The organism is Streptomyces sp. WELS2 (assembly GCF_013870595.1).
GTDB lineage: Bacteria > Actinomycetota > Actinomycetes > Streptomycetales > Streptomycetaceae > Streptomyces.
The window spans coordinates 1-13,527 of record NZ_JACBWZ010000100.1 but is presented as its reverse complement, the minus strand read 5'-3'; the positions used below and the strand labels follow the sequence as shown (position 1 = coordinate 13,527).

Below are 13,527 nucleotides of genomic sequence, written 5' to 3'. Positions count from 1 at the left end.
CATGGCGCTCACGCTGTTCCGGCCCGAGCTGGACGTGTGGGAGCCCGGCGAGCACAACGGCACCTTCCGCGGCAACAACCCCGCCTTCGTCACCGCCACCGCCGCGCTGCACATGTACTGGTCCGACGACCAGATGGAGAAGCACACCCGAGCGCGGGGTGAGCAGGTCGAGCAGGCCCTGCTGGCCCTCTGCGACGAGGACGGGGCCGGCGGAGCGCGCCACCGCGGCCGGGGCCTGGTCTGGGGCCTGGAGTTCTCCCGGGCGGAGCGGGCGGCCGAGGTCTGCCGACGGGCCTTCGACCTGGGTCTCCTGCTGGAGACGTCGGGCACCCGCAGCGAAGTCGTCAAGCTGCTGCCGCCGCTGACCATCTCCGCCGACGAGACGGACGAGGGACTGCGCACACTCGCCCGCGCCGTCCGCGACACCGTCTGAGGCACGGCCCGCTGGTCCATTGCCGGGGCGGCCGGCACAGTGTCCGGCCGGCCGCCCCGGAAGGGCGCACACGTGCACGCCCGCAGTGCCGGCCTTACCGGGACTCCTCGTTCCGGGTGAACGCGGCGATCAGGTCGTGGGGTGTGGGGCTGTCGGTTTCGCTCCCGTGGGCGCCGCCGCCCTCCAGGACGGCGGCCTCGGCGCTGCGGGGGAACACGACCTGCTCGTACGCGCTCAGCGCCGCCTCGGTGTCGTCGGGGTGCGCGGCGAGGGCTTCGCCGAGTTCGGCACCGTCGAGCATGGCCAGGTTGGCGCCTTCGCCGTTCGGGGCCGCCAGGTGGGCCGCGTCGCCGATCAGGGTCACCCCCGGCACCCTGTCCCACCGGTGCTCGGCCGGCAGGGCGTAGAGGCGGCGCAGGACGGGTGCGGTGTCGCTGTCGGTGATCAGTGCGGTGAGTTCCGGTGCCCAGCCCTCGAATTCCCGGGCGATCCGCGTGGTGGCCGCGGCGGCGTCGGTGAAGTCGATGGCGGCGAACCAGTCCTCCGGTTCGGTCAGCCCCGCGTAGGCGTGCAGGGTGTCGCCCTTCTCCCGGTGGGCGAAGATCTCCCGGTCCGGAGCGTGCACGATCATCGACCCGCCGCCGACGGCTCGCGCGGCGGCCGGGTGACGGCGGCCGGCGTCGAAGAGATAGGTCTCGACGACCGACTTGCCGGTGTACCGGGGTGTGGCCGCCGACAGCAGGGGCCGCACCCGCGACCACGCGCCGTCCGCGCCGACCAGCAGGCTCGTGACGACGGTGCCGCCGTCGGCGAACACGACCTCGTGGCGGCCCCCGCCGAGGGACCGGACACGGCCGGCCTTGCGCCCCCACCGGACGGTTCCGGGCGGGAGCGAGTCGAGCAGCATCTGCCGCAGTTCACCGCGCTGCACCTCGGGGCGTCCTCCCGTACCGTCGTCGGCCTTGTCGAACAGGACGGTTCCGTCCGGGGCCAGGAGCCACATCGCCTGTCGTCCCTCCAGGACGAGGCCGCCGAACTCGTCCATCAGTCCGGCCGTCTTCAGGGCGAGCTGCCCGTTGTAGTCGTGGATGTCGAGCATTCCTCCCTGCGAGCGCGCGGCCGGGGAGGGCTCCGCCTCGTGGACCGTGGCCGGAATCCCGTGCACGTGCAGGACACGCGCGAGCATGAGACCACCGAGTCCGGCACCGATGATCGTGACGTCAACAGCCATGGGAGGTTTCCTTCCGGGTGCGGACCGCCGGGCGGGTACCGGGCGGTCACCGAAGCGAGCACCGCCGCGGAAACACCGGGGCGATGCGATGCCGGCGGCCGGCCCCTCCACCGGGAGCCCTCCGCCCACCACCAACCTCCGCCCGCCGGCCGACAAACCACCGACAAACCGCCCGTGGCCACCGACAGATCGCCTCCAGGTCCGTGACCTCCCGTTCACGCCCCGCCCCCGTCACACCATGAAGTGGTCAAAATTATGCAATGTGTGTTTCCATGGCGACGACATCACACTGAGCAACGGACTGCGTCGGGCATTCCGTCGCTCGGCAATGCCCGCAAGTCACGTTCATGGAGCACTGGTTGATTGCGATAGCGGCGGCCCTCGCGGACATCGCGCTGATCCTGACGCACCGCGTACGCACCTCGTCGGAACCCGTCAAGCCGACACCGTGGCGTCACATGGCCGCCGGGCTGGCGGGGTGCGTGGCGGGTTGGCTGCTCATCGGCCGGCCCGAACTCGTCTGGGACGATCTGTTCCTGGCCCTCGTCTGCGGAGTGGTCCTCGCCTCCGAAGCCGCGCACGCGGTCCGGAGCCTTTCCGGACGGGCCTGGGCGGGCTGGACGACGGCCTGCGTGAGCGGAGCGGCGGCGGCCACCTGGCTGCTGCCCGGCCCGCTGCCGTTCTCCTGACCCGCTCGGCGGGAGGCTCGCGACCGGGACGGCATGACCGGAGCAAGTGGCCGTCCCCGCACCGGTCTTCGAGGCGAGGGGCTCAACCGGAGCTCCGGCACGTCCCGTCGGGGCAGCCCTGGCGTTCCGCCTTCACCCACGGCCCGACTCCGAGCTTCCCGGTGGTTCCGAGGTCCAGGTGCGGGGTCACCGTCACCGGATCGGCGCCCTTCCGCGCCCGGACCCGCACATAGGGCACGTTCACCGGCGTGCCGAACCCGGTGGTGTTGCGCCACACCAGCTCGGCGGTCGCCGACTCGCCGGGGTTCAGCCGGACGGTCCGGGGCCGTTCGTCGAGTCCGGCACCGGTGGTGATCCCACCGCTGCCGTGGAGGATCTCGACGCCGTCGACGGGCCGGAGCGCGTCGTCCAGGAGTTCCAGCAGCGGGTAGCCCTCGACGGTGTAGGCGCGCTTGCCGCAGTTGTCGAGGTGCAGGCCCACGACGCGCAGTCCCATGGCCGCATCGCCCTTGTCGGCGCTGACCCGGATCCCGGACGCGGGACACGTGCCCGGTCCGGCAGGCGCCTCCCCTGCGGGGACCTTGGTCACCTCGAGCACCTTGGCCCCCGTCACCCGCGGTGCGGCCGACGGGAGTTGCCCGGCCCGGACCGTGCCCCGCACGGTCTGTCCCGGGCCGACGCCGCGCACGGTCTCGGTCTGGTTGGCCACGGCTCCGCCGTCGCCGCTCACGAAGGTGAAGACGACCGAGTACGTCCACGCCTCGGTGCCGTCGTTGGTGACCTCGTACGCGGCGGAGATCCCCGAGTCCGGTCCCGTGGTGAGCGTGTCGGCGGAGACGGAGTGGCCAAGGGTGGGCGAGGGGGAGGCAGACGGAAGGGTCAGCGAGGTGATCCGTACGCCGTCCTTGCCTGGATCCTCGATCCGCGTGCCGTCCTGGGACGCCGACGCACGGGCGCCGCTGCTCCCGGTCCCCGTGTGCTCCGTCCCGCACGCCGTGAGCAGCACGGCGGCGGCGGCGAGAGCCGGCAGCAGGGCAAGGGACGCGGCGGAAGCGGGGCGGAGGTCAGCGGGTCTGCGCATCCGGCCATCCCATCAAGGTAGTGAGCGCGTGCCGGGCGGCGAAATCGGGTCGCCGTGACTCGCTGGGGTACTCGATCATACGTTCATGCCCCTGAGTGAGACCCTTGACCGAGTCGACGCGGACCTGGCCGCCGGCCGGATTCCCCTCGCGCGCCAGCGTCTGCGCGGCCTCGTCTCGTCCTTCCCGTACGACCTGACGCTCCGCCGGCGTCTGGCCGAGGTGTACCGGCTCTACGGCGACGCCGCCGAGGCCGGACGCTGGATGTACCTGGAAGAGGACCGCGACGCCGGGGAGACCGCCGCGTTCGAGGCTCGGTACGGGTCTCCCGCGTGGCGGATGAAGGCCCTCGCCTGGCGCGGCCCCGAGACGGTGGCCGCCACCGCCTTCGCGGAGCGTCAGCTGGTCGCGGTGCGGACCGCCTGCGCCGAGGAGCTGGGGCGCTCCGTCGACTGGGACGACCCGGACTCCTACCGGGACGGTCTGGAGGAGGACTCCGGGCAGCCCGCGCACCCGTGGTCGGTGGGCGAGGTGCTGATGGGTGCCGGCTGCCTGGTGGTGGCCCTCCTGTTCCTCGCGATCTGGGTGAACGGAGTCGTCGCTCTCTTCGAATAGGGCGGGCCACCGGGACCGGTGAGGGGCCGGTGGGCGTCCATGGCGTTCCGCCTTCGTCCGGCAGTAGCGTGATCGTCATGACGGCTGAAAGGGAGGCACTGGTCGGCGGGATGGTCAACACGGGGGCGGTCTTCCGCCGCGGCGCGCTGGTCGAGCGCCCGGCGCCGCGCAACGCGCGCGCCCTGCACGCCCATCTGCTCGCGTTGAGGGAGCACGGCTTCGACGCGGCGCCGGCCCCCGTCGGGCTCACCGCGGACGGCCGCGAGCAGTTGACGTTCATGCCGGGGGACGTGCCTTCGCCGCCCTACCCCGACTGGGCGATGACGGGTTCCGCCCTCGCTTCGGTCGGGAGCCTGCTGCGGCGCCTGCACGTGACCAGCGCGGCCGTCGCGGTCGACACCCGTGCCGAGTGGCCCCGGGACCTGGCCGACCCGGAGGGGGGAACGATGCTGTGCCACAACGACGTGTGCCCGGACAACGTCGTCTTCCGCGACGGCCGGCCCGCCGCCCTGATCGATTTCGACTTCGCGGCCCCGGGCCGTCCCCTGTGGGACATCGCCATGACCGCCCGTTACTGGGTGCCCATGCTGGACCCCCGATCCGCGGCCGTCCTCCATCCCTCCGGACCGGACGCGCCCGCACGGCTGCGGATCCTCGCCGACGGCTACGGCCTCTCGCCGGAGGACCGCGCCGAGTTGCCGGGCGTCATCGAGCAGGCCACGGAAGTCTGCCGGGCGTTCGTCGCCCGCCGTGTGGCCGGCGGTGACCCCGGCTATCTCCAGGCGCTGGCCGAGCACGGCGGATGGGAACGCTGGGACCGCGTGCGGACGTGGCTGGTGGACCACCGCGAGGCGTTCACGGCTGCCCTGCTGAACTGACCGGACAGTCCGTCGCGGAGGGCTTCCGGCCGGACGGTGACACTGCGCCCGGTCGTCGTGCCCGGCCGAGTCGTGCCCTCGGTCCGAAACGATCAGTACGCCCGGCGCCGCGCAACGCGCTCACCCCGTCGGGGTCGACGACGGCACTTCCTCCCCACTCCCCCACTTCATCCGGGTGAGCCACCGCCGCCTCGCCGGCGAGCGGGCTACTGCCCGTGCCGCTCCAGGTAGATGGAGGTGAACACGGCGACCTTGGCGCGCAGGGCCCACGGGTCGAAGGGTTTGCTGATGTAGTCGACGGCACCGGCCGCGTATCCACGGGCGGAGTGCTCGGATCCCGTGCCCATGGCCGTCAGGAAGATGATGGGCACGTCTCGCGTCCTGGGGCGGCGCTTGATGTGGGCGCAGGTCTCGTAGCCGTCCATCTCCGGCATCTGCACGTCCATGATGATGACGGCGAAGTCGTCGTGGTCGAGCAGGGCCTTGAGGGCCTCCCGGCCGGAGGAGACGGTGACGAGTTCCTGTTCGAGCGTCGCCAGTACGGCGGTCATCGCCAGCAGGTTGTCCGGCTGATCGTCCACGACGAGGATCTTGGGCATGACCTTCCGTCCCGTCGGCAGTACGGCCGTTGCGGCCTGCTCTACGGCGTCCAGCTGGCGTTCGAGCAGCGTGCAGCGGTCCTCCGCCGCGGCGCGCTGGGCCTGTGCCTCCTTCAGGGCCGCGCCGAGCCGGTCGACTTCCAGCCGGAGCGCGTCGCGCTCCTGGATGAGGCCGTAGACGTCCGGGTGCGCCTTGGCGAACTCGTCCGCTCGTCTCTGCTCCGCGATGCGGTCGGCTTCGAGCTGGTTGATCCGCGTCTCCAGGTCGGCGATGCGTTGTGTCCGGTCCAGCAGCGCGTCGCCGAGGACGTCCCCGCGGACGCTGGACCGCCTGGACACATGGTCGGCGTCGGCCAGTTGCCGCTCCAGGATCTCCACCGCGTGCCTGGGTGACGAGGCGGCGTCCACGGCCGAGCCGTACAGGCCCCGCACCAGCTCGATGGCCTCGGTGGTGACCGCGGTGCCGCGATGCTCGGCGACGTCGGTGAAGAGGTCGCTGATCACCTGCCAGGGCGGTAACCGGGTGCCGTTGAGGTACCGGGAGACCGTGCCCGGATCGAGCCGGCGCCGGGCCGCGTACCGGCGGACGGACACGTCAAGGCTCTCGAACAGCTCGCGCAGTGCCTCGGCCAATGCCCGGGAAGCCGCGTTCAGGTCCTGTCCGAGCGGTCGCAGTTCACCCATCGCCGTCCCTCTCGGCCGGGCCGGCGCCGACACGGGCCGGGGGCCGGGGAGCGTTGTCCTCGGCGGCGATGAGGCGGTTGAAGAACGGCACGGCCAGTCCTGTGGCGGCGAGGCCCGCGAGCAGGCAGCGGGCCGCGCCTTCCCCGGCGACGGCCGTCAGCCCGCTCGCCGTCGCGCCGGTGAGCAGGGCGAGCAGAAGTACCAAGGCTGATCTCGGTGACAACAGAGGACGGTCCACCGCGCTCCCTTCGTGCGCCCCACCGCCGTGCGGCAGGGGCATGCGCTCCCCCATCCGGCCGATCGCGGACGGTGGGACCAGGATGGACGAAGCCGGGGGCGTTGCGGTCCCGGACCCGGAAGCGGGGCCGCGCGAACCGCCTGTTGCGCGGACGTTGCCGCCGCTCGTGCCGCCGTCGTGGCCGGTCAGGACTCTGGCGCGGGATCCGTTGCCGGAGTGTTGCTCTGCAACGGTGCGCGAGGGGCGGGTGGGGCCGATGTGCCCGCCGGCCGCGGGACCCGCGAGCGCTGCCTCGAGGAACCGACCGTGTGGCACACGCCGTCGGCGCGGCCGTCACGTACCGTGCCGGCGACCGTGGAGGGCCGTGGGCCGGGCGACGGCCGTCAGGCCTCCGTCGGCGGGGTGCCCGTCAGCGCCGTTGCGCGTCCGGCTTCTTCGGCAGACCGGCCAGCTCGTCGACCAGGGGCTGGACCCGGTAGGGGATGACCGCGCTCAGTGCGATGACCGTCGTGCTGCGGCGGACGCCGGGCACTTCGAGGACGTGGTCGATCACGTGTTGCACATGCTGGTTGCTCGTACCCGCGATGCGGCACCAGATGTCGCCGGGGCCCGTCACGATGTGGGCCTCGAGGATCTGCGGCACGTCCCGGAGGCACGCGACGATCGCCTCGCGGGCCGGCTGGTCCACCTCGAAGGTGGTGAACGCCTCGACCACGTGGCCGAGGGCGGCGACGTCCACGTCCGGTCCATAGCCGGTCACCACGCCGGAGCCGGCGAGCCGGTCGAGCCGGGCCTGCAATGTGCCGCGCGCCACGCCGAGTTGGCGGGCGATCTCCAGCAGGCCCGCACGCGGACGCTCCCGCAGCAGGCGCAGCATCCGGCCGTCGAGCCGGTCGAGTCCCTGCCGTGCCACCGCACCTGCCGATCTGCGACCTGGGAGACACCTTCACGCCTCGTTTTTCGTCAGATTAGCAAGGGAACAAAGGGTCTGTTGCCCATCCGGCCGTCGGTGGCCCACGCTGTGGCTCCCCGTCCACGAGGAGCAGTCGTGAGGCAGCACACCCATCCGTTCATCCCCTACCGGCCCGACCGGTACGACGAGGCCGAGATGGTCCGGCGGGGGAAGGACTTCGTGTCGTTCCTCGACCGCCGGCGCAGCGTGCGGTTCTTCAGTGACGAGCCGGTGCCCCGCGCGTGTATCGACCTCGCCATCGCCGCGGCGAACACCGCGCCGTCCGGGGCTCACCTCCAGCCCTGGAAGTTCGCCGTGATCGGTGACGCCGAGACCAAGCACCGTATCCGGCTCGCCGCGGAGGAGGAGGAACGGGTCAATTACGAGGGCGGGCGGATCCCGCCCGAGTGGCGCGCCGCACTCGCGCGCCTGGAGACGGACTCGGACAAGGGCTACCTCGACGTGGTGCCGTGGATCGTCGTCTGCTTCGCCGAGAAGAGCACCCCGCTGCCGGACGGTTCGCTGCGCAAGAACTACTACGTGAACGAGAGCGTGGGGATCGCCTGCGGCTTCTTCATCGCCGCCCTGCACGCGATGGGGCTGAGCACGCTGACGCACACCCCCAATCCGATGGGCTTCCTCACCGAGATCTGCCGGCGGCCCGGCAACGAACGGCCCTACATCCTCTTCCCCATCGGCTACGCCGCGGCGGACTGCGAGGTCCCGGACCTCGCCCGCAAGTCGCCGTCGGAGGTCACCGTCGAGAGCCCGGGCCTGCTCTGAACCGGTCCGCCCCGGCCGGCGGCCGGGCCGCGCCGTCAGCGCAGCCGCACGGCGAGGATGTCCCGGTGGCCGTTGGTGTCGCCCGGTACCAGGCCGTCGTCGTGGGGGAAGGCGACGGTGCGGCCGGCGGCGTCCGCGGTCACCTCGTACGTCCCGGTGGGGCTCTCGGCGCCGTCCGCGGCCACGTCCAGCCGCCGTACCGCGCCCGTGCGCAGGTCCTTCGCGAACACGTCGGTGACGCCGTTGGTGTCCCCGGGCACGAGGTTGTCCGCGGCGGAGACGAAGAACGCCCGCCGGCCGCCCGCGCCGAGCAGGCCCCGCCCCGAGCCGTCGCGCGCCTGTGTGCCGTCGGCGGCGGTGCTCACGCGCCGGGTGGTGCCGGTGGCCAGGTCACGGACGAACACGTCGGCGGCGTCGTTGGTGTCGTCGTCCACGACGTCGGCCGACGGGGAGGAGAACACCGCGTAGCGCCCGTCCGGGCTGAGGCCCGTCGCGGGCGACGCCGGCATGCCGAGGGTGCCGCCGTCGCGGTCGACGGCGGCGGGCACGGTCTTCCCGGTGCGGGTGTCGTGGACGTAGAACCACCAGGGCCTCGGCGCCCTCGGCTCCCGCGCGGCCGCCCCGCGCGGCGGGTACCACATCCGGCGGAACCCGATCCTGGTGCCGTCCGCGCTGGTCGAGGGCGCCAGGGAGGTGCTGGTGCCCTGGAGGTGGTCGGTGAAGACGCTGACCAGCCTCGTGGTGCCCCTCGCCCGGTCGTACACGAACACGTCGATCCCGCTGTTGGTGTCCTGCGGCACCAGGTCGTCGCGGTAGGAGGCGTATGCCACATAGCGGCCGTTCGCGCTGATCACCGGGTCGTAGCTGTTGCCCGGGACACCGCCCGGGTTGGCCACGACGGCCTCGGTGCGCCCGGTGGCGCGGTCGTGCACGAAGACGTCCCAGGCACCGGGAATGTCCCCGGGGGCGAGGTTGCCGGCAGCGGAGTCGAACGCGACGTAGCGTCCGTCCGCGCTCACCGAGACGTGCGAGGCGGTGGCGTCGGCCTGGCTGCCGTCACTGGCGACGTCGACCCGGTCCACGGCACCGGTGCGCAGGTCCTTCACGAAGACGTCGGCGAGGCCGTTGGTGTCGCCCGGCACCAGGTTGCCGGCATCCGAGAGGAAGGCCACGAAGCGGCCGTTCCCGCTGAGCACGGCGCCTTGCGAGTCCCCGTCGGCCGGGGTGCCGTCCGCCGCCGTACTCACCACCACGGGCCCCGGATCCCGCGCCCCGCCGCGCGCCTGCGGTACGGCCGCCGCCGGAAGCACACCCGCCGCGCAGGCCAGCACCACCACCGGTAAGACGACCGGTCCCCGGAACCGCATGTGTCCTCCCCTGCCCGCCTGAGCCGGCCACCGCCACCGGAACGGGACGGCGCGACCGGACAGAACCCCCTGCCGCCCCGCGGCCCGAGCCGAGCCAACCCCGGCCCGCCCGCCCGGGTCAACAGACGATCCGGCCACCTGAGTTCACGACGCGCAGTTCGCCTTGTCCAGCCTCTTGACCGAATCCGGTCTACGGCTATGGTCTAGACCTAACAGGCGATAGGTCCAGACCTTTCGCCCGCGTCTCGACTCTTCCCGCACGAACGGCAACCCGCGCCGCACAGGCGACGGATCCGGCACACACCGAAGGAAGTGGCACGGCATGAACACGAAAAGACGAGCGGCTCTGGCGATCGGCGCGCTGGTCGCCCCGGTGATCGCCGTCAGCCTCCCCGCGAGCACGGCCAGCGCCCACGGCTGGGTGACCCTGCCCACCAGCCGGCAGCAGCAGTGCGCGGAAGGCACCGTCGACTGCGGCCAGATCAAGTACGAACCGCAGAGCGTCGAGGGGCCGAAGGGCCTGCAGAGCTGCAGTGGCGGACACGCGGAGTACGCCGAGCTCGACAACGACAGCAAGGGCTGGAAGGCCACGCCGGTCGGCACCACGGCGACGTTCACGTGGCACAACACCGCCCGGCACGCCACCGCCAACTGGCAGTACTTCATCGGCGGCCGGAAGATCGCCGAGTTCGACGGCCACAACCAGCAGCCGGCCGCGGACGTCAGCCAGCAGGTGAACCTCGGCGGCTTCACCGGCCGTCAGAAGGTGCTCGCCGTCTGGAACATCGCGGACACCGCCAACGCCTTCTACTCCTGCGTCGACGTCAACATCGGCGGCGGCAGCGACGGAGGCAGCGGCGGCGGCGGGGACACCTGCACCGCGCCGGCCTGGGACGCCGCGCACGTCTACAACGGCGGCGACACCGCCTCGTACGGCGGCCACACCTGGCGCGCCAAGTGGTGGGTGACGGGTGACAAGCCCGGCACCACCGGCCAGTGGGGTGTCTGGGAAGACCTCGGGGCCTGCTAGGCGGCAGGTCCGGCCGGCCGTCGGTCCGGTCGTGCCGTCGGCCGAGGCGGTGGACGGTGGGCGTGGATCGAGCCGTCGCCCGCGGACCGGTTGCCGAAAGCGGGGTGGCCACCGGCAGGGCCATCGCGGGGCGGCCCGCGGATCGTGCGGGTCATCGGCACGCGGCCGGGGTCCGTGACAAGGGCCCCGGCCGGCGAGCCGCAAGCGGGGGCGGGCGGAGCCGCCGTCAGGAAGCGGTCGTGACGTCCTCCGCGGCCGCTTCCGTCTCGTAGGCGACCCTGAGGACCGTGTCGAGGTGCGCCAGGCGTTCCGCGAGGGCCGGGTGGTCGGGTGCGTCACCGTAGACGATGCCCACGAACGCCTGGGTGCCCTGACGCCAGTCCACCGGCTGGCCGGGTGACTTGGCGAGTTCGACGCGGCGGACGCCGGGCAGGGCGCGGGCCTCCTTGACCCCGGTCACCGAGGCCACCGCCCGGGCGTCCATGGGCGGGGCCAGGAAGCGCTGGTAGGCGACGCGTTCGGGAGCCGGGACGGCGGGCGGGCCGGACAGGCCGCCGAGGGCGCAGTCGAGTGCGGTGCGCAGGAGCGTGAAGCCCGTGGCGCGGCCCACGACGTCGTTGACGAAACCCCCGAGCCTGCCGTTGACCTCGATGAGGCGGGGGCCGTCGGCCGTGAGCTTGAACTCGGTGTGCGCGATGCCGCCGGTCACGCCGAGGGCCCGCAGGGCGTCGCCCGTCGCCGTCAGCAGCTCCGCCCGCACCGGCTCGGGCAGGTCGGCGGGGAAGAAGGCGCCGGTCTCCCGGAAGGGCTCCAGCAGCGGGGGCTTGCCGGTGACGCCGACGTGGGTGATCCGCCCCGCGTGGACCACCGACTCGACCGAGACGTAGTCACCCCAGTGCGGTCCCGCGACGGTGGGGTCGCCGACCAGGTACTCCTCCAGCACGAGGTCGGTTTCCCCGGCCGCGTGCAGTGCGGTGACGGTTCGTACGCCCTCCTCCACGGTATCGACCAGGACGGTGTTGCGGCTGCCCGCGCCCTGGCGGGGCTTGACGACGGCCGGGACCCCGACGGCGGTCACCGCCGCCCGGACGGCCTCCTCCCCGGCACCGGCCCGCACCGCCGTGTGCCGCGGTGTCGGCAGGCCCGCCTCGGCCAGCCGGGCGCGCTGCCGGTGCTTGTCCACGAGCAGGGCGGCGGTGCGGGGACTGTGGAAGTCCAGGCCGAGCAACCTGGCCAGCTCGGCCGTCAGCTCGATCGTCAGATCGCTGAAGGTGGTGATGCCGTCGACGCCGAGTTCCCGGAGCCGGGCCGCGGTCTCCCGCGGCGGGGTCCCGGCGTCGTAGGTCACCACGGTGCCCGTCTCGCGCAGCAGCGGCAGCGCCGACCGGACGCTCGCGGACGCGGGGTCGCAGACCAGGACCAGCGCGCAGTGGGCGTGGGCGGCCGCGGCGAGTTCCAGCGGGTTGACCGATCCGTTCTCGTAGACGACCGCGAGACGGCGCTCCATACGGGGGATCCTTTCGAAGGGACGGCCGAGTGGCTGGCCTTCCCGGTCGTGGGCGGTTGCTCTTCAGGGCCGTGGGGCCGGTTCCGCCTAGCCGACGAAGTTCTTGACCAGGAAGAAGACGACCACACCGATGACGGTGACGGCCAGGAAGTGTTTGACGAACCGGCCCGCCACCAGGGTGGCCACGCCGCCGACGAGCGTGGGGACGGCCCACTCGCTCTCGCCGCTGTCCCACATCGGGGTGAACACGGCCGGGAAGACCAGGGCGGCGAGCACGGCGCCCGGCACGTAGTTGAGGGCGTTCTTCACCGCGTCGGGCAGCTCCCGGTCCCCGAAGAGGACGAGGGGCACCCAGCGGGTCGCGAACGCGCACAGTGCCATGCCGATGATCAGCAGGGTCAGCGTCATCTCACACCGCCTCGGGGATGTCGGAGGGCTCCGCCTTCTTCTTGTGGCGCTTCTCCGCCGCCTCGCAGAGCGTGCCGATCACGGCCCCGCCGAGGGTCGCCACGATGACGTACAGGTTGTACGGCAGCGGGTGGGAGATCAGGGCCAGGGCACCGGCGCCCAGGACCGAGACCCATACCTTCCAATTGGTCAGGGCCCCGGCCATCATCGCGATGAACAGTGCCGTCATGGGGAATTCGAGGCTCTCGCCGGCGATGTCGGGCACCGCGCTGCCCAGCGCCAGGCCGATGACGAGGGAGCTGACCCAGTTGGCGAACATCGCGGTGACGCTGCCGAGGAAGTACCACTGGCGCTCACGGATGCCGACCGGCTTCCTGAAGCGTTCGATGACGATGAAGAACGTGGCGTCGACCAGGCCGAAGGCCAGCAGGGCCCGCCAGCGCTGCGGTATGTCCCGCAGGTGCGGCCGGAGCATGATGGCGTAGATCATCATGCGCAGGCTGAGCACGAGTGTGGTGAGCAGGATGACCGGTAACGGCGAGCCGTCGCGCAGCAGTTCGAGGCCAGCGAGCATCGCGGTGCCGGAGTTGACAGCCGCGCCCATGCCCAGGGTGCCGAGCCAGCCCACTCCTCCCGCGATACCGGCGGCCCCGGCGATGATGCCCATCGGGAACGCGGCGATCATGAAAGGTGTCATGGCGCGTGCGCCGGCCCAGAACTCGGTGCGCGCGTCGGCCGTGGCACCGGTTCCGGTGCGGGCGGGTGTCTCCTTGTTCACGGCGTCGCTCACCGTCGTACCTCGATCACGGGCCCATCTCCTTCGAGTGCGATCGTCTCTGTGCAGTTCTACAGGACGACCGGACCCGGCGCTGCGATCCGGGTGCGCAGCAACGGCGCCACCTCGGCGCGCAGTTCGGCCGGGGACCCCAGCCACAGCGACTCGACGGCGGCCCGCCGGTAGAACAGCTGCGCGTCGCTGCCTGCCACCTGCAGCGCGTCCTCGGCCTCGGCCACGCCCTCGTCTACGAGGTGGA

At 72.4% G+C, this 13,527-nt stretch carries 16 protein-coding genes; 6 read left to right on the top strand and 10 right to left on the bottom strand.

What is annotated here, in order from left to right; translation table 11 throughout:
• Positions 1–433, top strand: a 433-nt coding sequence (locus H5J33_RS09290) for an aminotransferase class III-fold pyridoxal phosphate-dependent enzyme (RefSeq protein WP_181794411.1), incomplete at its 5' end; no start/stop codon positions are given.
• Between the two features lie 94 nt (positions 434–527).
• Here the strand turns inward: H5J33_RS09290 and H5J33_RS09285 are convergent.
• Positions 528–1,664, bottom strand: coding sequence for an NAD(P)/FAD-dependent oxidoreductase (locus H5J33_RS09285; protein WP_181794410.1), 1,137 nt, complete (start codon positions 1,662–1,664; stop codon positions 528–530).
• Positions 1,665–2,023: 359 nt separating this feature from the next.
• Between H5J33_RS09285 and H5J33_RS09280 the strand changes: the two genes are divergently transcribed.
• Positions 2,024–2,353: a hypothetical protein gene (locus H5J33_RS09280; RefSeq protein ID WP_181794409.1), complete on the top strand. Its 330-nt coding sequence runs from the start codon at positions 2,024–2,026 to the stop codon at positions 2,351–2,353.
• Between the two features lie 82 nt (positions 2,354–2,435).
• Here H5J33_RS09280 and H5J33_RS09275 read toward each other — a convergent pair whose 3' ends face one another.
• Complete coding sequence (locus H5J33_RS09275) at positions 2,436–3,434, bottom strand: DUF4232 domain-containing protein (RefSeq protein WP_181794408.1); 999 nt, start codon at positions 3,432–3,434, stop codon at positions 2,436–2,438.
• A gap of 85 nt (positions 3,435–3,519) precedes the next feature.
• Here H5J33_RS09275 and H5J33_RS09270 point away from each other — a divergent pair, with 85 nt between their 5' ends.
• On the top strand, positions 3,520–4,047 hold the full coding sequence (locus H5J33_RS09270; RefSeq protein ID WP_181794407.1) for a DUF6584 family protein: 528 nt from the start codon (positions 3,520–3,522) through the stop codon (positions 4,045–4,047).
• Between the two features lie 77 nt (positions 4,048–4,124).
• Positions 4,125–4,925, top strand: a complete 801-nt coding sequence (locus tag H5J33_RS09265) for a phosphotransferase enzyme family protein (RefSeq protein ID WP_181794406.1) — start codon at positions 4,125–4,127, stop codon at positions 4,923–4,925.
• Between the two features lie 206 nt (positions 4,926–5,131).
• Here H5J33_RS09265 and H5J33_RS09260 read toward each other — a convergent pair whose 3' ends face one another.
• From H5J33_RS09260 to H5J33_RS09250, 3 genes are all read right to left on the bottom strand, one after another.
• Entirely contained in the window at positions 5,132–6,208 is a 1,077-nt protein-coding gene (locus tag H5J33_RS09260; protein WP_181794405.1) for a PleD family two-component system response regulator, read from the bottom strand.
• The gene (locus H5J33_RS09255; protein ID WP_309485365.1) at positions 6,201–6,413 is read right to left on the bottom strand and encodes a hypothetical protein; all 213 of its coding nucleotides are present in this window, start codon (positions 6,411–6,413) and stop codon (positions 6,201–6,203) included. The genes H5J33_RS09260 and H5J33_RS09255 overlap by 8 nt, the downstream gene beginning before the upstream one ends.
• Before the next feature lie 442 nt (positions 6,414–6,855).
• Positions 6,856–7,359 (bottom strand): Lrp/AsnC family transcriptional regulator, encoded by a 504-nt coding sequence (locus H5J33_RS09250; protein ID WP_181794403.1) that lies wholly within the window; start codon positions 7,357–7,359, stop codon positions 6,856–6,858.
• Positions 7,360–7,494: 135 nt separating this feature from the next.
• On the opposite strand from H5J33_RS09250, the gene H5J33_RS09245 reads away from it, so the two are divergent.
• Positions 7,495–8,181 (top strand): nitroreductase family protein, encoded by a 687-nt coding sequence (locus H5J33_RS09245; RefSeq protein WP_181794402.1) that lies wholly within the window; start codon positions 7,495–7,497, stop codon positions 8,179–8,181.
• 35 nt (positions 8,182–8,216) lie between these two features.
• On the opposite strand, the gene H5J33_RS09240 is transcribed toward H5J33_RS09245, so the two are convergent.
• On the bottom strand, positions 8,217–9,548 hold the full coding sequence (locus tag H5J33_RS09240) for a PD40 domain-containing protein (RefSeq protein WP_181794401.1): 1,332 nt from the start codon (positions 9,546–9,548) through the stop codon (positions 8,217–8,219).
• Between the two features lie 322 nt (positions 9,549–9,870).
• Between H5J33_RS09240 and H5J33_RS09235 the strand changes: the two genes are divergently transcribed.
• A complete protein-coding gene (locus H5J33_RS09235) occupies positions 9,871–10,578 on the top strand; it encodes a lytic polysaccharide monooxygenase (protein ID WP_181794400.1) in 708 nt (235 codons plus the stop codon).
• A gap of 226 nt (positions 10,579–10,804) precedes the next feature.
• Here H5J33_RS09235 and H5J33_RS09230 read toward each other — a convergent pair whose 3' ends face one another.
• The 4 genes from H5J33_RS09230 to H5J33_RS09215 form a co-directional block, all read right to left on the bottom strand.
• Positions 10,805–12,085: an ATP-grasp domain-containing protein gene (locus H5J33_RS09230; RefSeq protein WP_181794399.1), complete on the bottom strand. Its 1,281-nt coding sequence runs from the start codon at positions 12,083–12,085 to the stop codon at positions 10,805–10,807.
• An 87-nt stretch (positions 12,086–12,172) separates the two neighbouring features.
• Positions 12,173–12,493 carry an AzlD domain-containing protein gene (locus tag H5J33_RS09225; RefSeq protein ID WP_181794398.1) on the bottom strand — a complete coding sequence of 107 codons (321 nt, stop codon included), beginning with the start codon at positions 12,491–12,493 and terminating at the stop codon, positions 12,173–12,175.
• 1 nt (position 12,494) lies between these two features.
• A complete protein-coding gene (locus tag H5J33_RS09220; protein ID WP_181794397.1) occupies positions 12,495–13,283 on the bottom strand; it encodes an AzlC family ABC transporter permease in 789 nt (262 codons plus the stop codon).
• A gap of 56 nt (positions 13,284–13,339) precedes the next feature.
• Positions 13,340–13,527, bottom strand: a 188-nt coding sequence (locus H5J33_RS09215; RefSeq protein WP_181794396.1) for a hypothetical protein, incomplete at its 5' end; no start/stop codon positions are given.

Coding starts and splice junctions, on each gene's coding strand:
- H5J33_RS09285 (WP_181794410.1), bottom strand. CDS start 1,664: ATGGCTGTTGACGTCACGATCATCGGTGCCGGACTCGGTGGTCTCATG.
- H5J33_RS09275 (WP_181794408.1), bottom strand. CDS start 3,434: ATGCGCAGACCCGCTGACCTCCGCCCCGCTTCCGCCGCGTCCCTTGCC.
- H5J33_RS09270 (WP_181794407.1), top strand. CDS start 3,520: ATGCCCCTGAGTGAGACCCTTGACCGAGTCGACGCGGACCTGGCCGCC.
- H5J33_RS09265 (WP_181794406.1), top strand. CDS start 4,125: ATGACGGCTGAAAGGGAGGCACTGGTCGGCGGGATGGTCAACACGGGG.
- H5J33_RS09260 (WP_181794405.1), bottom strand. CDS start 6,208: ATGGGTGAACTGCGACCGCTCGGACAGGACCTGAACGCGGCTTCCCGG.
- H5J33_RS09240 (WP_181794401.1), bottom strand. CDS start 9,548: ATGCGGTTCCGGGGACCGGTCGTCTTACCGGTGGTGGTGCTGGCCTGC.
- H5J33_RS09235 (WP_181794400.1), top strand. CDS start 9,871: ATGAACACGAAAAGACGAGCGGCTCTGGCGATCGGCGCGCTGGTCGCC.
- H5J33_RS09230 (WP_181794399.1), bottom strand. CDS start 12,085: ATGGAGCGCCGTCTCGCGGTCGTCTACGAGAACGGATCGGTCAACCCG.
- H5J33_RS09225 (WP_181794398.1), bottom strand. CDS start 12,493: ATGACGCTGACCCTGCTGATCATCGGCATGGCACTGTGCGCGTTCGCG.